Genomic DNA, 21,114 nt, shown 5'->3' with positions numbered 1-21,114 from the left:
CCCGGTGAACCCGGTGAACCCCGTCGGACGCCGGGGCTTCCTGGCCGGCGCGGCGGCCGTGGCCGGAACGGGCCTGGTGGCCGCCGACCACGGTGCCGCCTCGGCCGCGGGGCAGTCCGGTGACCGTGCGCGTGTGGCCTTCCACGGGCCGCACCAGGCCGGCATCCTCACCCCGTCGCAGCGCGCCACCGCGTTCGTGTCGTTCGACAGCACCGCCGGGAACCGCGGCGAACTGGCCGATCTGCTGCGCACGGTGACCGACCGGGCCCGGTACCTCACCGCGGGCGGCAGCCCCGAGGAGCTGGGCATCACCGCCCCGCCCGCCGACTCCGGCACGCTGGGTCCCGACGTTCCCGCGGACGGCCTGACCGTCACGGTCGGCGTCGGCGCCTCCCTCTTCGACGGCCGTTACGGCCTGGCCTCGCGCAGACCGCACCGGCTGACCGCGATGCCCTCGTTCCCCGACGACGACCTGGACCCGGACTGGTGCCACGGCGACCTGAGCGTGCAGCTCTGCGCCGGCCACCAGGACACGGTGCTGCACGCCCTGCGCGACATCGCCCGGCACACCCGTGGCGGCATGCAGGTGCGCTGGCGCATGGACGGCTTCGTCAGCCCCTCACGCCCCTCCGGCACGCCCCGCAACCACATGGGCTTCAAGGACGGCATCGCCAACCCCGACGTGCGCGACGCCCGTTCGATGGACCGTCTGGTGTGGGTGGGCGCCGGGGCGGGCGAGCCGGCCTGGGCCACGGGCGGCAGCTACCAGGTCATACGGCTCATCCGCATGCTGGTGGAGTTCTGGGACCGGGTCTCGCTCGGCGAGCAGGAGCGGATGTTCGGCCGCGCCCGGGACTCCGGCGCGCCCCTGGACGGCCGGCATGAGAAGGACGCGCCCAACTACCCGCAGGATCCGCAGGGTGACGTGATCCCGCTGGACAGCCACATCAGGAAGGCCAACCCGCGCACCGCCGACACCGCCGACCAGCGCATCCTGCGCCGCGCCTACAACTACGACCGCGGCACGGACACCAACGGCAATCTCGACATGGGCCTGCTGTTCTGCTGCTACCAGCAGGACCTGGCACGGCAGTTCGCGACGGTGCAGAAACGGCTGGCCGGCGAGCCGCTGGTCGACTACATCACCCCCTTCGGCGGCGGCTACTTCTTCGCCCTGCCCGGTGTCCGCGACGCCTCCGACTGGCTCGGACGCGGCTTGTTGTCCTGAACCCCTCTGACAGATTCCGGTCAAGAAATGACCAAAATACGATGAGGATTTCCTGACCGAAGATTCGCTGCGGCGTCATTGCCGCTCCCCCACCCCGCCGCCAGCATTGCCCAGGATCGGCAATCGATGTCATGGCCACGAATGCCGTGGCAGTGGAACTCGGTTCTCCCGGAAGGCGAGACAGCATGATCGGCACAGGTAGAACATCAAGGGCGAGCCGCCGGCTGGCCCGGGCGGGCGCCCTGCTCGGCGCGGCCGCCCTGGCGAGCGTGGGTGGTGCCCTCCCCGCCTCGGCGTCCTCCGCGCACGGCGGCCACGGCCACCACGGCACACACACCGCGACGCCGATCAAGCACATCGTGGTGATCTACGACGAGAACATCTCGTTCGACCACTACTTCGCCACCTACCCGCAGGCCGCCAACACCGACGGCACCAGGTTCAAGGCGTCCCGGCACACACCGAAGGCGGACAACCTCCTCAACGCCGGACTGCTGAAGAAGAACCCGAACCTCTACAAGCCCAAGCGGCTGGCCAGTTCGCAGGCGATGACCTGCGACCAGAACCACTCCTACGGCCCCGAGCAGTACGCGGCCGACGGCGGCAAGGCCGACAAGTACGTCGAGAACACCGAGGTCAACAAGTGCAGCGGGCTCTTCGGCGAGCCCGGCCTGGTGATGGACTACTACGACGGCAACACCGTCACGGGCCTGTGGAACTACGCCCAGCACTACGCGCTCAACGACCGGTCGTTCAGCTCGGTCTACGGGCCCTCCACGCCCGGCGCGCTCAACCTGATCTCCGGCAACACGCACGGGGTGATCTCGGTCGACCCGGCCACCGGTACGGAGAACCCGAAGCAGACCTCGAAGCCGGACTCGTACACCGTCGTGTCCCCCGACGCCAAGGGTGTCGGCACGGTGATCAACGACCCGGACCCGGCCTACGACGACTGCTCGGACAAGGACCACACGTCGGCCAACGCACTGGCGGCGATGCAGGGCAGGAACATCGGTGACCTGCTCAACGCCAAGGGCGTGAGCTGGGGCTGGTTCCAGGGCGGCTTCCGGCCCAGCACGCCGTGGGACGGCAAGCAGGGCAGCTACGCGAAGTGCGCCGGCAGCACCCACGCCAACGTCGGCGGCGCCGCGTCGGAGGACTACAGCCCGCACCACGCGCCGTTCCAGTACTACAAGTCGACGGCCAACCCGCACCACCTGGCCCCGAAGAGCGTGGCGGAGATCGGCCACGCGGGCCGGGCCAACCACAACTACGACCTGACGGACTTCGACGCCGCCCTCAAGGCCGGCCACCTGCCCGCGGTCAGCTTCCTGAAGGCCGCCGAGTACCAGGACGGCCACGCCGGCTACTCGGACCCGCTCGACGAGCAGCACTTCCTGGTGAAGGAGATCAACGCGCTGCAGAAGTCGCCGCAGTGGAAGTCCACCGCGGTCGTGGTCGCCTACGACGACTCCGACGGCTGGTACGACCACGTCACCTCGAAGGTGCTCAACGGCTCCAAGGACACGACCGTCGGCTCCAACGGCAAGGCCCTGGACAGCCCCGCCTGCCAGTCCGGCCCGGCCGCCGCGGGCGGCTACGCGGACCGCTGCGGCCCCGGCACCCGTCAGCCGCTGCTGGTCATCTCCCCCTACAGCAAGGTGAACTCGATCGACCACACCGCCACCGAGCAGACGTCGATCACCCAGTTCATCGAGAACAACTGGTGCACCGGACGCATCGGTGACGCCTCGTTCGACCGCCGGGCGGGCAGTCTGAACGGCATGTTCGACTTCCGGCACCCCAACAACAAGCAGGTGCTGCTGAACGCGGACGGTTCGGTCAAGTCCGTCAAGGGCATCCCGCGCCACGGCTCGACAGCCGCCTCGACCACCGCCAAGGGCGCCTACGCGCCCTACGTGCAGGACCTCAAGGCGCAGAACGTGGCGGACAGCGGCCCCGCCTCCCCGGCCGTGCCGATCGCCGTCGCCGCCGGTCTGCTCACCGCCGGTGCGACCGGCACCGCGTTCGCCCTGCGCCGCCGCAAGCGGGCCGGGCAGCTGAGCGCGTAGCAGCGGCACTCGCGCACGCGAAGGGGCCGCGGGCACTCCGCCCGCGGCCCCTTCGCGCTGTGCGGACCGGTCAGGGCTGCTCGGGCCCGGCCGCGGGCTCGGGGACCCGGCCCGGTTCGAGTTCGTCCTCCGCGACCGGCAGGAACTTGGAGATGAACAGCCGGTACGCGGCGGCACCGATCACGCCGCCGACCAGCGGCCCGACGATCGGCACCCAGAAGTAGAGATTGCCGTACTGATCGCGCCAGGCGGTGCCGTACCCGGTGAGATAGCTGGCGAGCCGTGGCCCGAAGTCACGGGCCGGGTTGATGGCGTAGCCCGCGTCGGTGCCCCAGGCCATGCCGATCGCCACGACCAGGAGGCCGATGATCAGCGGGGCGAGGTTGGCGCCGGGCGGGGTGTTGAGCAGGTCGGTGATGGCGAAGATGACCAGGACCAGGATGGCGGTGCCGATGATCTGGTCGCGCAGGGCGCCGAGTTCGCTCACCGGCAGGGTGCCGTTGCCGGGCAGAGTGGAGAACACGCCCTGGGTCTTGATGGTGTGCCCCGGGTCGGCCTTGGCCAGCACCTCGGTGTAGTTCCAGCGCACCAGCAGCGCGGCGACGAACGCGCCCGCGGTCTGGGCGAGGCAGTACGGCGCCACCTTCCTCCAGGAGAAGCCCGCGAAGCAGGCCAGGGCCACGGTGACCGCGGGATTGATGTGGGCGCCGCTGAGGCGGGCGGCGACGTAGACGCCGAGGGTGACGCCGAGGCCCCAGGCCCAGGCGATGCTGTCGTGGTCGCCGATGCCTGCCGCCACGACCTGGGCCACCACACCGCACCCGAACAGGATGAGGATCATGGTGCCCAGGAATTCGGCCGACAGTTCGCCGACCAGTCTTCTTCTGGAAGCCTGCTCCGCCATGAGGCACCGCCTTCCGCCAGAAATGTTTGTATTCGCGAGGGTAGTTGTCCGGCGCGAGGCGTCCAGAGGCCCAGCATCAACTGGAGTCACCGCCACCACTTACACCCGGGCGGACGCGCACGATTCCGCACACGCCCGCTCAAGGCCTCGCCTGCGACGGGTCAAGGTCTCACCAAAGACGATGGCACAGGGGGCGGGCAGGCGCAGCGCGACGCCTCCCGGCGGGTGCGGGAGCGCGCGACGCCTCCCGGCGGATGCCGGACCGCGACGCCTCCCGGTGGATGCAGGAACGCGGTGCGGGCCTGGCGGGTGTCAGCGTGCCGCGGCTCCGGCGGGTGTCAGCGGTCGCGGCCCAGGCGGGTGTCAGAGGGTGGTGTGGCCCCGGCGGGGGGGCAGAGGGTGCTGCGGCCCCGGCAGGCGTCGGAGCGTGGTGCGGCCCCGGCAGGCGTCGGAGCGTGGTGCGGCCCCGGCAGGGGTCCGAGGGTCTGCGGCCCGGCGGGGGTCAGAGCGTGTTGCGGCCCCAGCGCGGCCCGAAGCGGGCCCATTCCGCGTCCCACCGGGCCATGCGGCGGCGTTCCAGGCGCCCGCACAGCACCCGGCCGCCGACGAAGGGCACGGCCGCGGCGCTCAGCCCCACCAGGACACCGATCAGCGAGGAGCGCATACGGGCCTGGGCGGGGGTGGGCGGCTTCGTGACCAGCTCGCCGTGCGGGTCGGTCCAGACGGTGACCGCGGTGCCGGCGGCGCTGCCCGGTCCGACCCGGACCTGGCCGGTGTGCCGGGAGCCGTCCGGCGCGGTCCAGCGCACCTTGCCCCACACCTGCTCTCCGGACGACGTGACCGGGTGGCCGGCGGCCTTTCCGGGCGCCTTCTCCGTCAGCAGGGCCACGGCCTGCCGCCACTCGACGCGCTCGCGGGCCAGCCCGTGCTCGACGGCTGCGGTGGCCGCCAGGCCGGCGATCACCCCGGCCGCCAGGGTGACCAGCCAGGCGCCGACCACGACCCACGCCTCGACCACGTCGACCCGGCGTCTGAGCGGGTTGCGCCGCCAGCGCCACAGCCAGGCCTTGGGACCACGGAACGCCATCGAAGGCATCCTCCTCATGAGCGCACGACCTTCCCGAACCGCCATCCCATACGAATCAGGGCCATGGGATGCTCAGGCCGACTCCCCCGACTCGACGGTCGCACGAGTACCCCCACTCGCGCAGCCGTTGCCGTCAACGGGGCCGGTTCTCGCCGCCCCGGGCCGGCTCGGCGGTCCTGACCTGCACGGATCGTCACTCCGGAGGTCACTGTCAGTGGCGGGGTGCAGACTGGCCGGTGTCTGGGACGCAGACGTCACGGAGGTGATCGGCATGACCGAGGTACTGCTCGCCGTGGGCACCCGCAAGGGCCTGTTCATCGGGCGCCGGCGCGGAGGCACCTGGGAGTTCGACGAGAGTCCGTATTTCAACGCACAGGCGATGTACTCGGTGGCGATCGACACCCGTGGCGACCGTCCGCGGCTGCTGGCCGGCGGCGACAGCGCCCACTGGGGACCGTCGGTGTTCCACTCCGACGACCTGGGCCGCACCTGGACCGAGCCGGCCCGGCCCGCGGTCAAGTTCCCCAAGGAGACAGGGGCTTCGCTGGAGCGGGTCTGGCAGCTGCACCCGGCGGCCGCGGAGGACGACGTGGTGTACGCGGGCACGGAGCCCGCCGCGCTGTACCGCTCGCAGGACCGCGGGGAGACCTTCGAGCTGGTGCGTCCGCTGTGGGAGCACCCCACGCGGTCGAAGTGGGTGCCGGGAGGCGGCGGCGAGGGGCTGCACACCGTGGTCACCGACAGGCGGGACCCGCGGGCGGTGACGGTGGCGGTGTCGACGGCCGGCGTGTTCAGGACGTCGGACGGCGGCGCGAGCTGGGCCCCTTCCAACTCCGGTGTGGCCGCGGTGTTCCTGCCGGATCCCAACCCGGAGTTCGGGCAGTGCGTGCACAAGGTCGCCCAGGACGCGGCCACCCCGGACCGGCTCTATCTGCAGAACCACTGGGGTGTGTACAGAAGCGACGACGCGGGCGCCCACTGGACCGACATCGGCGAGGGCCTGCCGTCCACCTTCGGCTTCGCCGCGGCCGCGCACCCGCACCGCGGCGACACCGCCTACGTCTTCCCGATCAACGCGGACTCGGACCGGGTGCCCGCCGACCACCGGTGCCGGGTCTTCCGCACGGCCGACGCGGGCAAGAGCTGGGAGCCGCTGTCGGCGGGCCTGCCGCGGGAGGACCACTACGGCACGGTGCTGCGGGACGCGATGTGCACCGACGGCGCCGACCCGGCGGGCGTGTACTTCGGCAACCGCAACGGCGAGGTGTTCGCGTCGGCCGACGACGGCGACAGCTGGCGGCAGCTGGCCTCGCACCTGCCGGACGTGCTGTGCGTGCGGGCCGCGGTGGTGGGATGAGTCCTGCGGGGGGAGCGAGCGGTCTTGGCCACCGGTTGATCTCCGCTGCCCGTACGGCAGTAGGGTGACGCCCGTGGCACCACGACCGTTGCATGAAATCGTCGAAGCAGGCTGGGCGAAGGCCCTGGAACCCGTCGCCGGGCGGATCGCCGAGATGGGCGACTTCCTCCGCGCGGAGATCGCCGCGGGGCGCACCTACCTGCCGGCCGGACCGAACGTTCTCCGGGCCTTCCAGCAACCCTTCGACGACGTAAGAGTCCTGATCGTCGGTCAGGACCCCTATCCGACGCCGGGACATGCGGTGGGGCTGTCGTTCTCGGTGGCGCCCGAGGTGCGTCCGCTGCCGGGCAGTCTCCTCAACATCTACCGGGAGCTGAACACCGACCTGGGGCTGCCGCAGCCCTCCGACGGCGACCTGACGCCGTGGACGCAGCAGGGCGTGCTGTTGCTGAACAGGGCGCTGACCACCGCCCCGCGCAAGCCCGCCGCGCACCGCGGCAAGGGCTGGGAGGAGGTGACCGAGCAGGCCATCAGGGCCCTCGCAGGGCGGGGGAAGCCCCTGGTGTCCATCCTGTGGGGACGCGACGCCCGCAATCTGCGTCCACTGCTCGGTTCGCTCCCCTCGATCGAGTCCGCCCATCCCTCCCCCATGTCGGCCGACCGCGGCTTCTTCGGCTCGCGCCCGTTCAGCCGGGCCAACGACCTGCTGATCGGACAGGGCGGACAGCCCGTGGACTGGCGCCTGCCGTGAGCGGCGCGGAGGACGGGGTCCTCGCCGTCGACTCGGGGGGCTCCGGACTGCGGGTCGTCATCGCCGGCCCGGGGCGCGGCCCGCTGGGCCGGCGGGAGTCGCGGGAGCCGGTGCACACCGGGGCCCGGGGCATCGATCCCGGGCACTTCGTGGCCCAACTGGCGCCGATGGTGCGGGAGCTGAGAGCCGAGACCGGGGTCGACGCGCTGCGCACGGCCGCCGTGGGCGCCGCCGGGCTCGCCAGCCTGGGCGAGGCGCTGCGGGCCGAGCTGCCCGGTGCGCTGGCGCGGGAGTTCGGCATCCGCTCGGTCGCCCTCGTCGCCGACGCCGTCACCGGCTATGTGGGGGCACTGGGGCCGCACCCCGGCGCCGTGGTCGCCGCCGGCACCGGTCTGATCGCCGTCGGCACCGACCTGACGCGCTGGCGCCGCGCGGACGGCTGGGGGCATCTGCTCGGCGACTGCGGCGGCGGCGCCTGGATCGGGCGGGCCGGGCTGGAGGCGGCGCTGCGCGCGTACGACGGCAGGCCCGGCGGTTCGGCCGGGCTGCTGGCCCGCGCCGGGGAGATGTTCGGCCCGATGCCCGGGCTGCCGGGACTGCTGTACCCCCGCCAGGACCGTCCCGCCGTGCTCGCCTCCTTCGCACCGCGGGTGGCGGACCTCGCCGGCGTCGATCCGGTCGCCGCGGGCATCCTGCGCTCCGCCGCCCGGCACATGGCCGAGTCCGCCGCCGCGGTCTGCCCGGACGCGGGAGAGCCCCGGGTGTCCGTCACCGGCGGCCTGCTGAAGATCGGGGACCCGCTGCTCGTCCCGCTGAGGGAGGAGCTCGCCGAGCGGCTGCCGCACGCGCCGCTGGTGCCCGCCGCGGGCGACCCGCTCGCGGGCTCGGTGCGGATCGCCCTCGATCTCGCCGCGGGGGCGCTCACCCTCCCGGGCGACGCGACGCTGCTGAGCGTGGTGACCGGGACGGGCGACTAACCCCGGCAGGGCGGTCGGTTCCCCACCGTACGTAACTCATCAGACAAAACCGGACGGATACCGCTCACCTGCACCCTCCCCGAACAGGGGAGCCCAAGAAGCCAGTAACATGCCTCGCCATGAGCTCTGCCACTGGACCCGCGTCCGGCCTGCCAGTACGAATGCCGCGACCTCGCCAGCCCGGGCGGCACCGCCGACCCGAGCCGCTGGCGGCTCCCGAGGGCGCGCCCGCGCTCGTTCTCGCGGTGCCGGGCACTCCCGCTGCCGCCACGCGCAGCCTCGCCGAGGAGGTCGTGAGCATCGCGCGCTCCGAACTGCCCGGCCTGGACGCCCGGATCGCGTACCTGGACGGGGACGACACGGAGTTCCCGACGCTCCAGGCCACGCTCACGCACGCCGCCGAGGAGCGCACGGCCCGCTACGAGCAGGCCAAGGCCGCCGGTGTGGACGTCAAGGAGCCCGACGGTCCGGTGGCCGTCGTCGTGCCGCTGCTGGCCGGCCCGGACGGTGCGCTGCTGCGCCGCATCCGCCAGGCCGTGATGGACAGCCGCATCGCCGCCGACCTCACGGACGTGCTGGGCCCGCACCCGCTGCTCGCCGAGGCACTGCACGTGCGGCTGTCGGAGGCCGGTCTGGCCCGCGCCGACCGCGCCCGCCTGTTCACCGTGGCGACCGCGGCGGACGGCATCATCCTGGCGTCGGTGGGCGGCGACGAGGCCGTGCAGGCGGCCGGTATCACCGGCATGCTGCTCGCCGCGCGCCTCGCGGTGCCGGTGATGGCGGCGGCGCTCGACCAGGACGGCTCGATCGCGGCCGTCGCCGAGCAGCTGCGCAACTCGGGCTCGCAGCAGCTGGCGCTCGCTCCGTACCTGATAGGGCCGGAGATCGAGCCGGGCCTGATCGACGAGGCCGCCAAGGAGGCGGGCTGTTCCGCCGCCGAGGCGCTCGGTCCCTACCCGGCGATCGGCAAGCTCGCCCTGGCCAAGTACGCGTCGGCCCTGGGCATCACCCCGCCGCAGCAGCAGGGCACGCCGGTCCGCTGACGCCGGCCGCGGCACCGTAGGCACGCGCGAGGGCCCGCTCCCCGTCCAGGAGCGGGCCCTCGCGCGTGCGCGCCGCCTGTCGCCGCGGAGGTCAGCCGAAGACCACGCAGGACGCGGCGGGTACGCCGAGCGCGCCCTCGTAGCGCGGCAGGCCCGTGTCCGGGTCGACGGCGAACCAGGCCACCTCGCCCGAGCGCTCGTTGGCGACGTAGAGGAATCCGCCGGACTCGGCGAGCGCGCGGGGCCAGTGACCGCCGCAGGGCACCGTGCCCACCAGCCGCAGTTCCTCGCCCTCGACGGCGAAGGTGGACAGGACGTCCTCGCCGCGGGTGGCGGTCCACACGAAGCGGCCGTCGGGGGAGACGACGATGCCGGAGGGGTAGGCGTCGCCGGACGGGGCGCCGGGCAGCACGTGCCCGACGGAGAGCGGTTCCAGGAGGCCGGCGGCGGCGTCCCAGCGGCAGACGGTGACGGTCGGCGCCAGTTCGCCGAGGACGTACGCGCGGGTGCCGTCCGGGTGGAAGGCCAGGTGGCGTGGGCCGGAACCGGCGCGCAGGGCGACCTCCCGGCGGACCTCGAGGCGGCCCCCGGCCAGGGTGCAGACCCGGACCGAGTCCGTGCCGAGGTCGACGCTGACGATCCAGCGGCCGCTGGGGTCCGGCTGCACCTGGTGGGCGTGCGGCCCCTGCTGGCGCAGGGTGTGCGGGCCCGAGCCCTTGTGCCGCAGGACGTCGGACCCGGCGCCCGTGAGGGTGCCGTCGGCGCGGACGGGCACGGCGGTGACACTGCCGGAGCCGTAGTTGGCGGTCAGGACGTGACCGTCGTGGACGCTCAGATGCGTGGGGCTGTCGCCGCCGACGGGCACGGGCGTCCCGGCCTTGACCGGGCGCTCCCCCGTCACCCGGAACGCGGCCACCGCGCCCTCGGCGGTCTCGCTGACCGCGTAGAGGATCCGCCCGCCGGGCGCCAGCGCCAGGTAGGACGGGTCCGGTACGGAGTCCACCCGGCTCAGGGCGGTCAGCGCGCCGCTGCCGGCGGACACGGCCGCCGTCACGATCCCCGGGCCGCCGGCCGCCGTGAACGATCCGATGAAGGCCCGCTGTCGCCGCCCACCGCCGTCTGTCACCGCTGTCCCCTCTCGCTCCTGTGCCTCCGGGCGACGTTAGCAGTCGATCATTCGCGGTCTAGACCACGCCCCAGGATCGGCCGGGGCCTAAGCCCCTGGGGCCCGACCGCGGCCCGCCGGACGGCATCACGCGCCGGCGGCAGGCGGGCGCGACGGCGGGCACAGGGGCGTCAGCCCGGCCCGCGAGGGCGCCCCCGGCCCGCGCAGCACGGCCGTGGGCCGCCGGACGGCGTCACGCGCCGACGAGCGGTGAGCCCGGCGGTGTGCGCAGCGGTGTCGCCAATTGCGCGAGGGCGCGTTCCAGACCGTGCAGGTGGGCCAGGGCGGGCTCCGTCTCGGGAGCCTGGGAGGTGGACGTGACGTGGTCGCCGCCGCCGGTCAGGGCCTCGACCGCCGCCTCCACGCGCCAGCAGGCGGTGGCCAGGCGGGCGTCGTGGGAAGCCTCCGGGTCGGCGGCCACGGCGACCAGGCCGCGGGTCTCGCGGGCGCAGTCGTCCAGCAGGGCAAGGACCTGGCGGGCGCGCCGCTTGCGGCCGAGCATCGGGTTGAGCGGGTGGACCAGGGGCGCGACCGACATCCGGACGCGGCCGAGCAGCAGCTCCAGTTCGGCGATCCGGCGCGCGGGGTCCGCGTCGGCGGAGCCGGCCAGCCGGGCGGCCGCCTCCGCCGTGCACGCGTGGACGCAGCGCAGCGCCCGCCGGATCCAGTCGTGCGTGACGGCGTGCGTGGTGACGGGCAGGACGAAGAGGACCGCCAGCGCGGCGCCGAGCGCGCCGACGCCGGTCTCCGCCAGGCGCAGGGCCAGCAGCCCCGGGCTGAGCACACCCAGCAGGCCGTAGAGGAGCTCGGCGAGCAGCGTGACGCAGAGCATCATCCAGGTGTAGGACACGGCGGCCGAGTAGAAGATGCCGAAGACGCAGGCGGCGAGGAGGGCGGCCGAGGGGAGTGCCGCCGCGTGCAGGGGGACGGCGATCAGCACGCCCAGCCCGATGCCGATCACCGTGCCGAGGACCCGGCGGAAGCCGCGGACCAGCGTCTCGCCGCGCGAGGTGGTGTTCACGAACACCCACCAGGTGGCGCCGACGGCCCAGTACCAGCGCTGTCCGGACACCAGCTGGCCCACGACCAGGGCGAAGCCCGCGCCGGCGGTGACCTGGACGGCCTGGCGCGTGGTGATCCGGGCGAGGCCGCCGCCGGCCGGCGGTGCGGGCACGGGCGCCGGAGGCAGCTGGGCCTCGTAGCACCACAGGCCGAAGCGCACGGCCGAGGTGGTGAGCAGGGACAGCACGACGGCGGCGTACAGCTCGGGCAGCCGGTCGGGGGTCGCGCGCAGGAACTGCGCCATGAAGAAGGTCATGAACGCGAACACGCCGAGGCTGTGGCCGCGCGGGCCCCAGCGGCGGGCGTACACGCCGGCCCCGGTGAGCGCGAGGAAGGTGAGGTCGCGGACCACCGGGACGTCGTGCAGGACGGCCGCGGCGGCGAGCACCGGCAGACCGACGGCGGGCAGCAGCGCCGTGGTGACGGCCTGTCCGCGGACCGTGGTGTCGGTGACGGTGAACAGGGCGAGCAGGGCGGCCAGACCGCCGATGACGGTGCCGACGAGGGCGAGGCCGGCCAGGCCGCAGACGACGGCCGCGAGGCCGATGCCGAGCACGGCACGGCCGGCGAAACGCAGCCGTGTCCGCCCCGGGTCCGGAGCCACGAACACCCTCTTCAGCAACTGCTCCCCGCCTCTCGGACCACGACATGGAAAAGGCGCCGCGGAGATCCGCAGCGCCATCGACTGCTCCATTGCAGCATCTCGGCTGCCGCTGGCTCAAGCGGGCTGACCTATGCTGGGCCAATGGCACAGTGAGGTCGGCCCGGGAGGGTCCACGGACGTGCCATCGGCCCACACCCGGACGGGGGCGCACAGGAGGAGGCCCGACGCCATGGCCGTCGACGAGCTCGACACCCGCATCCTGCGGCTGCTGATGCGGCGGCCGCGTACCAGCGTGCGCGAGTACGCCCGCATCCTGGGCGTCGCCCGCGGCACCCTGCAGGCCCGGCTCGACCGGCTGGAGCGCGAGGGCGTGATCACGGGAACGGGCCCGACGCTCTCGCCCGCCGCGCTGGGACACCCGGTGCTCGCGTTCGTGCACATCGAGGTCACCCAGGGGCATCTGGACGACGTGGGGGACGCGCTGGCCGCGGTGCCGGAGATCGTCGAGGCGTTCTCGATCACGGGCGGCGGCGATCTGCTGACCCGGGTCGTGGCCCGCGACAACGAGCACCTGGAGGACGTGATCCAGAAGCTGATCAGCCTGCCCGGCGTCGTGCGCACCCGCTCCGAGGTGGCCCTGCGCGAGCGCGTCCCGCACCGGCTGCTCCCGCTGGTCGAGTCGATCGGCCGCACGGCCCGCGCATGACCTCCGCGCGGCCTGAGGGCGCCGTGCCCGAACCGGCCGGCGCTCCCGGGTCCGCCGCCCCGGACCTGCTGCTGCGCGGCCGGCGGAAGGAGTTCACGGCGCGCGGCGCCTACGACCGGCCCGTGCGCTCGGCCCGCTCCGCCCGATCCCCCGCCGTCCGGGGCGTGCCGGTGCCGAGCAGGTGCAGGTACATGGTGGTCACGTCGCGTACGGCGGCGTCGTACGTGTCGGGCCGCGCCGCGACCTTGCGGGCGAACTCGGCGCACATGCCGCCCACCGCGCGCGCCACGGCGAGCGGTGCCACGACCGGGGACGCCTCTCCGCGGTCGGCGAGGCGGCGGATGTAGCGGGCGTGGCGGCGGACGGGCCGTTCGCGGATCTCCTCCCACAGCCGCCGTACGTCCGGGTCGGTGCGGGCCTGCTGCTCCAGCAGGACGAGCAGCGGCTGGTGGCGGGCGCAGGCGGCGATGAAGGCGCCGACGGACGCCTCGGCGACGGCGCGCGTGTCGTCGCCGTCCACGCCCGGCACCTCCTGAGCGGCGAGGAACGCGTCCCGTACGCGCACCGCGAGGACGCGGAAGATCTCCTCCTTGGAGGCGAAGTACACGTAGAAGCCCGCCCGGGAGACCTCGGCGCGGGCGGTGATGTCGGCGACGGTGGCCGGGCCGAGTCCGCGCCGCGCGAACACCGCCTCGGCCGCGTCCAGGAGCCGGGCGCGGGCCGGGGCCTCGGTGCGGTCGCGGGCGGTGCGCACCGCCCAGCCCTTGTGCGTGCGTGCCATACGGGCAGCGTATTGACGTTGACGTCAATGTCAATGAGCATGGCGGGGCCGGTCGCCGTCGTCCTGGAGAGGTCCACGCATGACTGCCGTACTCGTCGCCAACCGCGGAGAGATCGCCGTACGCCTTCTGCGGGCCGTGTCCGAGGCCGGGCTGCGGTCGGTCGCGGTGTACGCCGGCGACGACGACGCGCATGTCCGCATGGCCGACGAGGCCGTTCCGCTGGCCGGCTACCTCGACGCGGACGCCCTGATCGACGCCGCGTCCGCGGCCGGCTGTGCCTTCCTGCATCCCGGTTACGGCTTCCTGAGCGAGGACGCGGACTTCGCGCGGCGGTGCCTGGCCGCCGGTGTCACCTTCGTCGGGCCGGCACCGGAGGTGCTGGACGTCTTCGGGGACAAGGTGCGGGCCCGTGAACTCGCCCTGGCCACGGGCGTTCCGGTGCTGCCGGGGGCGCACGGCGGGCGGGAGGAGGCGCGGGCGTTCCTCGCCGGGGGCCCGATGATGGTCAAGGCCGTCGGCGGGGGCGGCGGGCGGGGCATGCGGGTCGTGCGGCGGGCGGAGGAGCTGGACGAGGCGTGGGAGCGGTGCGCCTCGGAGGCCGAACAGGGCTTCGGCCGGGGTGAGTTGTACGCGGAACGGCTGCTGGAGGGTGCCCGGCACGTGGAGGTGCAGGTCGTCGGGGACGGCACGGGAGCCGTCACGCATCTGTGGGACCGGGACTGCAGTGCCCAGCGGCGCCATCAGAAGCTGATCGAGATCGCGCCCGCGCCCGGACTCCCGGACGCCGTGCGGGAGGAGCTCCTCGGCAGTGCGCTGCGGCTGGCGCGGGCCGCGCGCTGTTCGAGCCTGGTCACCTTCGAGTTCCTGGTCCTGGACGACCGGTTCCACTTCATCGAGGCCAACCCCCGCCTCCAGGTGGAGCACACGGTCACCGAGGAGGTGACGGGCCTGGACCTGGTCGCCGTGCAGCTGCGGCTTGCCGCGGGGGCCACGCTGGCGGAGCTCGGGCTGTCGGGACCGCCCGCGCCGCCGCGCGGGTTCGCGGTGCAGGCGCGGGTCAACGCCGTTTCCACCGGGCGGATCACCCGCTTCGACCTGCCGACCGGGCCCGGGGTGCGGGTCGACACGGCCGTGCGGGCGGGCATTGACGTCGGGGCGCGGTACGACCCGCTGCTCGCGAAGGTGATCGCGCACGTCCCGCACGGCGGGGTGGAGGCGGCGGTCACACGGGTGCGGCGGGCGCTGGAGGAGTTCGGCGTGGAAGGGGTGCGGACCGGAATTCCCCTGCTGCGGGACGTTCTCGGACGGCCGGGGTTCTGGGCGCGTGCCGAGGCGATCGAGCAGGCCGGCGCACCCGAGGCCGCGGGGGCGGACGGCACGGTCCTCGCGCCGCTCGGCGGCACCGTCGTCTCCGTGGACGTCTCCCCCGGTGAACCGGTGCGCGCGGGGCAGCAGTTGCTGGTGCTGGAGGCCATGAAGATGGAGCACGTGGTGCGGGCACCCGGCGCCGGAGTGGTGCGGCTGCTGCACGCACGCGTGGGTCAAACAGTGCGCGAGGACGCGGCGTTGGCCGTCCTGGACGGCGTGACCGGCGCGCACGAGGACCGGCCCGAGGCGGAACCGGCCGACCCGGACGCCGTGCGCCCGGACCTCGCCGAGGCCGTGCGCCGCCACTCCTTCGGGCTGGACGAGCACCGGCCGGAGGTGGTCGCCAGGCGGCACGCGCTCGGCCGGCGCACCGCCCGCGAGAACATCGGGGACCTGTGCGACGCGGACTCCTTCACCGAGTTCGGCGCCCTGGCGATCGCCGCCCAGCGCCGGCGCCGCCCGCTGGACGACCTGATCCGCTCGACACCGGCGGACGGCCTGGTCTGCGGCACCGGGCGGATCGGCGGCGAGCCGTGTGTGGCGATGTCGTACGACTACACCGTCCTGGCCGGCACCCAGGGGCTGCAGAGTCACCGCAAGACCGACCGGATGCTGGAGATCGCGGAGGAACGGCGGCTGCCCGTCGTGCTGTTCGCGGAGGGCGGCGGCGGGCGGCCCGGCGACACCGACACCACGTCGGTGGCGGGGCTCGACGTGACGACCTTTCAGCGGATGGGGCGGCTCAGCGGGCTCGTCCCCCTGGTCGGCATCGCCTCCGGGCGGTGCTTCGCGGGCAATGCGGCGCTGCTCGGCTGCTGCGACGTGGTGATCGCCACGCCGGAGGCGACGATCGGGATGGGCGGGCCCGCGATGATCGAGGGCGGCGGGCTCGGGGTGTACCGGCCCGAGGAGGTGGGGCCGCTGTCGGTGCAGGTGCCCAACGGGGTGGTGGACATCGCCGTCGCCGACGAGGCGGAGGCGGTGCGGGCCGCGCGGCGGTACCTGTCCTACTTCCAGGGTGCGCGGGGCAGTTGGGAGGCGCCGGACCGGCGGCTGCTGCGGCAGGTGGTGCCGGAGAACCGGCGGCGGGCGTACGACATGCGGACGGCCGTCGCGGGGTTCGCGGACGCGGGGTCGGTGCTGGAGCTGCGGCCCGGGTTCGGGGCCGGCGTCCTGACGTGTCTGGTGCGCGTCGAGGGGCGGCCGCTGGGGCTGCTCGCGAGCAATCCGGCGCATCTGGGCGGGGCGATCGACCGGGACGCGGCCGACAAGGCGGCCCGCTTCCTGCAGCTGTGCGACGCCTTCGGGCTGCCGGTGGTCTCGCTGTGCGACACCCCTGGGTTCATGGTCGGCCCGGAGGCCGAACGGACCGCCACCGTAAGGCACTTCGCCCGGCTCTTCGTGACCGGCGCCAACCTGCGGGTGCCGCTGGTGAGTCTGGTGCTGCGCAAGGCGTACGGGCTGGGGGCGATGGCCATGATGGGCGGCTCGACGCGGGCTCCGCTGGCCACGGCCGCCTGGCCGAGCGGCGAGTTCGGCGGAATGGGCCTGGAGGGCGCGGTCCGGCTCGGCCACCGCAAGGAGTTGGAGGCGGTCGCGGACCCGGCCGAGCGTGCCCGTGTCTTCGAGGAGCGGGTCGCCGAGTTGTACGAACACGGGAAGGCGGTCAACGCGGCGGCCGCGCTGGAGATCGACGCGGTCATCGACCCGGCCGGGTCGCGGGACTGGGTGGTCGCGGCTCTGGAGCGGTGCCCCCTGCCCCGCCCGGGGCACCGCCCGTTCATCGACACCTGGTGAGCAAGGCGCCTTCTCCGGCGGCCGGTCGACGGCCGCGGCCCGCGCGGGCCCGTCAGCTGGGCCGGATGTTCTGGTTGAGGCGGAAGACGTTGTCCGGGTCGAGTTCGGCCTTGATCCGGGCCAGCCGCTGGTAGTTGGGGCCGTAGCTGGCGCGGACGCGTTCCTGGCCCTCGTCCATCATCATGTTCACGTAGGCGCCGCCCGCCGTGTACGGGTGCAGGGCCTCGGAGTAGTCGACCGCCCACCGCTTGATCAGCTCGGCGTTGGCCGGGTCGGGGTCGACGCCTGCGTAGACGGCCGACCAGCGGGCGCCGCGGTAGCCCCAGGGGGTCTCCTCGGGGCCGACGTCGTGGGCGGCTCCGTCGATCGGGTAGAGGTGCATGGTCGACTGGACGGTGGGGACCTCGGCGCCGAACTTGGCGTGGAGGTCGACGGCCTCGTCGGGGATCTCGTCGACGAAGTCGGCACGCCAGTACCACTGGTGACCTGGCGGGTAGAGCCCGTCGAACATGGACTGCAGGTCCGGGTGCGGCATCGGGGCGGTGAAGTGCAGCATGGGCTCCGGCAGCGCGTCGAGCAGCGGGGCCATCTCGCGGGCGGCGGCCTCGGGGTCGCTGCCCGTGTAGCACCAGACGACGCCGGCCGTCTTGCGCAGCTGGATCTCCTCGGGGAACGGCGGGGCGGGCGGGACGGTGCCGTGGAGGAAGAAGGCGTTGAGCTCGCGGGGCGCGTTCGGCAGGAAGTCCCGGTAGGCGGTGAGGACTTCGGCGCTGATCTCGACGGGCCAGAAGGTGGGCCCGGCGACGACCGTGCCGACCTCGTGCAGCCGGAACTCGAAGGAGGTGGCGACGCCGAAGTTGCCGCCGCCGCCGCGGATCGCCCAGAACAGGTCGGTGTTCTCGTCGGCGCTCGCGCGCACCTGGCGGCCGTCGGCGAGGACGACGTCGGCGGAGAGCATGTTGTCGATGGTCAGGCCGCACTTGCGGGTGAGGTGGCCGAGTCCGCCGCCGGTCGCGATACCGCCGACGCCGGTGGTGGAGACGATGCCGCTGGGTGTGGCGAGGCCGTGCGGGTTGGTGGCGCGGTCCACCTCGCCCCACACGCAGCCTCCGCCGACGCGGACGGTGCGGGCCGCCGGGTCGACCTGGACGTCCTTGAGAGGGGAGAGGTCGGCGACCACTCCGTCGTCCACGGTACCCATCCCGGCACCGTGGTGACCGCCTCCGCGGACGGCGAGCGGCAGGTCGTGGGCGCGGGCGAAGCCGATCACACGGGCGACGGCATCGGCGTCGCCGCAGCGTACGACGAGCGCGGGGCGCCGGTCGATCATGGCGTTGTAGACGGCGCGGGCCTTGTCGTAGCCTGCGTCCTCGGGTCCGATCAGCTCCCCGTTGAGTCCGGAGAGCTCACTGCGGGCGGCCTGTGCGGGTGTGCTGGACATGCGATATCCCCCGTTTGGTAGGAGACGGGCCGATCTGCACGTTCTACTCGTGTTGCGCCGGTACCGGCATCCGTGGCCGTCACCTAGCTCGGGCCCGCCGGTTACCTACGTTTCGCGGTCGGGAAGGAGCCCCAGCTCCGCCGCGCGGTCGGCGACGTGGCGGCGGGTGGGCGCGTCCAGCTTGTCCAGCACCGCGCGGACGTGGTTGTCGACGGTCCGCACGGACACCACGAGCCGGGCGGCGATCTCGGCGTTGGTCAGGCCCCGCGCGAGCAGCCGCATGACCTGGAGCTGGCGTTCGGTGAGACCGGCCGGGTTGCCGCGGGTCGCGGCGACGGGGCCGCGCGGGATGCGCTTGACGCCCAGCCGGCGCAGGTCGGCGCGGATCAGCCGGGCCAGCGGTTCGGCGCCGAGGGCGTCGAGCGCGGCGAGCGCCTCGATCTTGTCGGCGGGATGCGGGCTCTCCGCGACCGCGGCGGCGTGCTCGTAGGGGCAGCCGGCCGCCTGCCACAGCGCCGCCGCCTCGCGCCAGTGGCCGCGGGCCTGGAGCGCGTACGGATGGTCGCAGTCCTCGAGCGGGACCGGGTGGCCGGCCCGGGTGAGCCAGTAGCCGAGCTCGGCGCGGTAGGGGACGCCGGTCAGGTGGCGGGCCTGGGCGTGCACGGGGGCGACGGCCCCGGCGACGGCGGCGTGGTCGCCGCGCAGCCAGGCGGCCTCCGCGAGCGCGGCCGCGACGGGGCCGGTCCGCTGGAGCTCCCGGGTGCGCACGGCGATCTCCTGGGCCTCGGCGAGGAGATCACCGGCGCCCGGGCGGCCGGTGCGGACGCGCACCCGGGCCAGGACGGTCAGGGCCGGGGAGCGTGCGGGCAGGAAGTCGTGGATGCCGAACTCGGCGTGCCGTTCGGCGCCTTCCCAGTCGGCGGCGGCGAGCCGGCGTATGGCCAGTTCGACGTGGAGGTAGGTCAGGAAACCGAGGTGCTCGGCCCGCTCGGCGAGGTCCATGGCCGGGGGCAGATAGCGGTCGGCCTCGGTGTACTGGAGGTGGTCGAGCAGGGTCCAGATGAGGTTGGCGTAGGCGCGGCAGGCGTGCTCGACCTCGCCGGCGGCCAGGGCCACGTCGAGGCTCTCCTCCAGCTGTTTGCGCCCGCCGGGGTCGCCGGCGCGCCAGCGGGCGGTGCCGACGTTGTTGAGGGCGTGCGAGAGAATCGCCGTGTCCTCGGTCTTGCGCGCCAGGGTGATCGCGCGCTCGGCGTGTGCGACGGCCTCGGGGTAGCGGTCGGAGAGCATCCGCAGCTGGGCGATGTTGCTGACCGCGAGCGCCAGCAGCCGGTCGTCGCCGGCGTGCTCCAGGACGGTCACGGCCTCGCGGGCGGCGTACTGGGCCTCGTCCGCGTGGCCGGCCCACCAGTGGATGCGCGAGAGCCAGCGCAGGTCCGCGCCGAGGGCGGGGATGTCGCCGAGTGAGCGGCGCAGGGCGACGGCCTCGCGCTGGGCGGCGACGGCGGCGGCCGAGTCGGCGATGGTGTAGCTCTCCACGGCATAGCGTTCGAGCAGGTCGGCGAGGTCGGGCGGGGCGTAGCGGTAGCGCTGCTGCAGGACGAGGCCGAGCTGGGCGGCGGCCTCGCGGTGGGCGCCGGCCGAGGCGGCGTCGCGGGCCGCGTCGGGCCCGTAGCGGGCGATGGCGTCCTGGTCGCCGGCCTGCGCCGCGTGGTGGACGATGCGCGCGGCGTCGGAGCCGGGGCGGGCGACGAGGGCCGCGAGGACGGTGCGGTTGAGCTCGATGCGCCGGGCGGTGGGCACCGGGTCGACGACCGCGCGCCGGATCAGCTCGTGCCGGAACGCCACCCGCCCCGGTGTCACGGCCAGCAGGCCGCGCTGCTCGGCCGGGGCGAGAACGGCCACTCCCGCCGGGAGCAGGGCATCGACCAGTGGACGTTCCACCGATGAGGGGACCACGGCCAGCTGCTCCAGCGCGTCCACGGTGGCCGGGTCCAGGCCGCGCAGCCGGGCGAGGACGGCCTCGACGACGGTCGGGGGCACTCCCCCGGTGCCGCCGGCCGCGACGACCTCGGCGACGAAGAAGGGGTTCCCCGACGTCACCGCGTACACCTGGGCCGCGTCGAGCCCGTCGGCGCCGCTGAGGGTGCGGACCGCGTCGAGGGAGAGCCGGGCCAGGGGCAGGCGGTGCACGCGGGGCGCGCGGGAGACCTGGCCGAGCAGGTGGCGCAGGGGGTGTCCGCGGCTGAGCTCGTCGTCGCGGTAGGTGAGCACGAGCAGGGCGGGCAGCCGCTCCATGCGCCGCACCAGGAAGCGCAGGGCGTCCAGGGACGCCTCGTCGGCCCAGTGCACGTCCTCGACGACGAGCACCGCGGGGTGCGGGGTCACGGCCAGTTCGCCGCGCAGGGCCTCGTAGACGCGCTGCCGGTCGCCGCCGCCGGTGACGGCCCCGGCCAGTTCGGCGCCGACGCTGCCGACGAGGTCGCGGAAGGGGCCGAGCGGCCGCCGGGTGGCGAGGTCGTCGCACTGTCCGACGAGGACGCGCGCCTGCGCGGGAAGCCGGACGGGCATGGCCCGCACCAGGCTCGACTTGCCGATTCCGGCCTCGCCGAAGACGAGCACCACCGACCCGGCCCCGGCCGCCGCCTCCCGTGCGGCCGTGGCCAGCAATGCCAGCTCGGGCTCGCGCTCGAGGATCCCCCGGTCCACGTGGCCGATTCTGCCACCGGCCGCCCGCCCTGTCCGTGGCAGCGCGCTCGCGCCGCCGCAGGCC

General features: G+C 74.1%; 15 protein-coding genes. 8 read left to right on the top strand and 7 right to left on the bottom strand.

Features of this window, described 5'->3' with window-relative positions; all coding sequences use genetic code 11:
- The first annotated feature begins 4 nt into the window (after window positions 1–4).
- Both efeB and ACIRPX_RS28350 read left to right on the top strand, forming a co-directional pair.
- Window positions 5–1,228: an iron uptake transporter deferrochelatase/peroxidase subunit gene (efeB, locus tag ACIRPX_RS28355; protein WP_404200457.1), complete on the top strand. Its 1,224-nt coding sequence runs from the start codon at window positions 5–7 to the stop codon at window positions 1,226–1,228.
- Window positions 1,229–1,413: 185 nt separating this feature from the next.
- Window positions 1,414–3,300, top strand: a complete 1,887-nt coding sequence (locus ACIRPX_RS28350) for a phospholipase C (protein WP_404200311.1) — start codon at window positions 1,414–1,416, stop codon at window positions 3,298–3,300.
- Window positions 3,301–3,370: 70 nt separating this feature from the next.
- On the opposite strand, the gene ACIRPX_RS28345 is transcribed toward ACIRPX_RS28350, so the two are convergent.
- The gene (locus tag ACIRPX_RS28345) at window positions 3,371–4,204 is read right to left on the bottom strand and encodes an MIP/aquaporin family protein (protein WP_404200307.1); all 834 of its coding nucleotides are present in this window, start codon (window positions 4,202–4,204) and stop codon (window positions 3,371–3,373) included.
- A 502-nt stretch (window positions 4,205–4,706) separates the two neighbouring features.
- The gene (locus ACIRPX_RS28340; protein WP_404200304.1) at window positions 4,707–5,291 is read right to left on the bottom strand and encodes a hypothetical protein; all 585 of its coding nucleotides are present in this window, start codon (window positions 5,289–5,291) and stop codon (window positions 4,707–4,709) included.
- Window positions 5,292–5,562: 271 nt separating this feature from the next.
- Here ACIRPX_RS28340 and ACIRPX_RS28335 point away from each other — a divergent pair, with 271 nt between their 5' ends.
- The 4 genes from ACIRPX_RS28335 (at window position 5,563) to ACIRPX_RS28320 (ending at window position 9,419) form a co-directional block, all read left to right on the top strand.
- Window positions 5,563–6,648 (top strand): WD40/YVTN/BNR-like repeat-containing protein, encoded by a 1,086-nt coding sequence (locus ACIRPX_RS28335; RefSeq protein ID WP_404200301.1) that lies wholly within the window; start codon window positions 5,563–5,565, stop codon window positions 6,646–6,648.
- Between the two features lie 73 nt (window positions 6,649–6,721).
- Window positions 6,722–7,399, top strand: a complete 678-nt coding sequence (locus ACIRPX_RS28330; RefSeq protein WP_404200298.1) for a uracil-DNA glycosylase — start codon at window positions 6,722–6,724, stop codon at window positions 7,397–7,399.
- Window positions 7,396–8,376, top strand: a complete 981-nt coding sequence (locus ACIRPX_RS28325) for an N-acetylglucosamine kinase (RefSeq protein ID WP_404200295.1) — start codon at window positions 7,396–7,398, stop codon at window positions 8,374–8,376. Before ACIRPX_RS28330 ends, ACIRPX_RS28325 begins: the two co-directional genes overlap by 4 nt.
- 119 nt (window positions 8,377–8,495) lie before the next feature.
- A complete protein-coding gene (locus ACIRPX_RS28320) occupies window positions 8,496–9,419 on the top strand; it encodes a sirohydrochlorin chelatase (RefSeq protein WP_404200292.1) in 924 nt (307 codons plus the stop codon).
- A gap of 91 nt (window positions 9,420–9,510) precedes the next feature.
- On the opposite strand, the gene ACIRPX_RS28315 is transcribed toward ACIRPX_RS28320, so the two are convergent.
- Window positions 9,511–10,545, bottom strand: a complete 1,035-nt coding sequence (locus ACIRPX_RS28315) for a lactonase family protein (protein WP_404200289.1) — start codon at window positions 10,543–10,545, stop codon at window positions 9,511–9,513.
- Window positions 10,546–10,777: 232 nt separating this feature from the next.
- Window positions 10,778–12,268, bottom strand: coding sequence for an FUSC family protein (locus tag ACIRPX_RS28310; RefSeq protein WP_404200286.1), 1,491 nt, complete (start codon window positions 12,266–12,268; stop codon window positions 10,778–10,780).
- 211 nt (window positions 12,269–12,479) lie between these two features.
- On the opposite strand from ACIRPX_RS28310, the gene ACIRPX_RS28305 reads away from it, so the two are divergent.
- Window positions 12,480–12,956, top strand: a complete 477-nt coding sequence (locus ACIRPX_RS28305) for an Lrp/AsnC family transcriptional regulator (protein ID WP_404200283.1) — start codon at window positions 12,480–12,482, stop codon at window positions 12,954–12,956.
- Between the two features lie 109 nt (window positions 12,957–13,065).
- Here the strand turns inward: ACIRPX_RS28305 and ACIRPX_RS28300 are convergent, their stop codons facing one another.
- On the bottom strand, window positions 13,066–13,737 hold the full coding sequence (locus ACIRPX_RS28300) for a TetR/AcrR family transcriptional regulator (RefSeq protein WP_404200280.1): 672 nt from the start codon (window positions 13,735–13,737) through the stop codon (window positions 13,066–13,068).
- A gap of 79 nt (window positions 13,738–13,816) precedes the next feature.
- On the opposite strand from ACIRPX_RS28300, the gene ACIRPX_RS28295 reads away from it, so the two are divergent.
- Window positions 13,817–16,903, top strand: coding sequence for a carboxyl transferase domain-containing protein (locus ACIRPX_RS28295; protein WP_404200277.1), 3,087 nt, complete (start codon window positions 13,817–13,819; stop codon window positions 16,901–16,903).
- Between the two features lie 52 nt (window positions 16,904–16,955).
- On the opposite strand, the gene ACIRPX_RS28290 is transcribed toward ACIRPX_RS28295, so the two are convergent.
- Together ACIRPX_RS28290 and ACIRPX_RS28285 are read right to left on the bottom strand one after the other, a co-directional pair.
- On the bottom strand, window positions 16,956–18,344 hold the full coding sequence (locus ACIRPX_RS28290; protein WP_404200274.1) for an FAD-binding oxidoreductase: 1,389 nt from the start codon (window positions 18,342–18,344) through the stop codon (window positions 16,956–16,958).
- 105 nt (window positions 18,345–18,449) lie between these two features.
- Complete coding sequence (locus ACIRPX_RS28285) at window positions 18,450–21,050, bottom strand: ATP-binding protein (RefSeq protein WP_404200271.1); 2,601 nt, start codon at window positions 21,048–21,050, stop codon at window positions 18,450–18,452.
- Between the last annotated feature and the right edge of the window lie 64 nt (window positions 21,051–21,114).

Source organism: Streptomyces sp. NPDC101225 (assembly GCF_044767585.1).
Taxonomy (GTDB): Bacteria; Actinomycetota; Actinomycetes; order Streptomycetales; family Streptomycetaceae; genus Streptomyces.
This window is presented reverse-complemented; position numbering and strand designations above follow the sequence as displayed.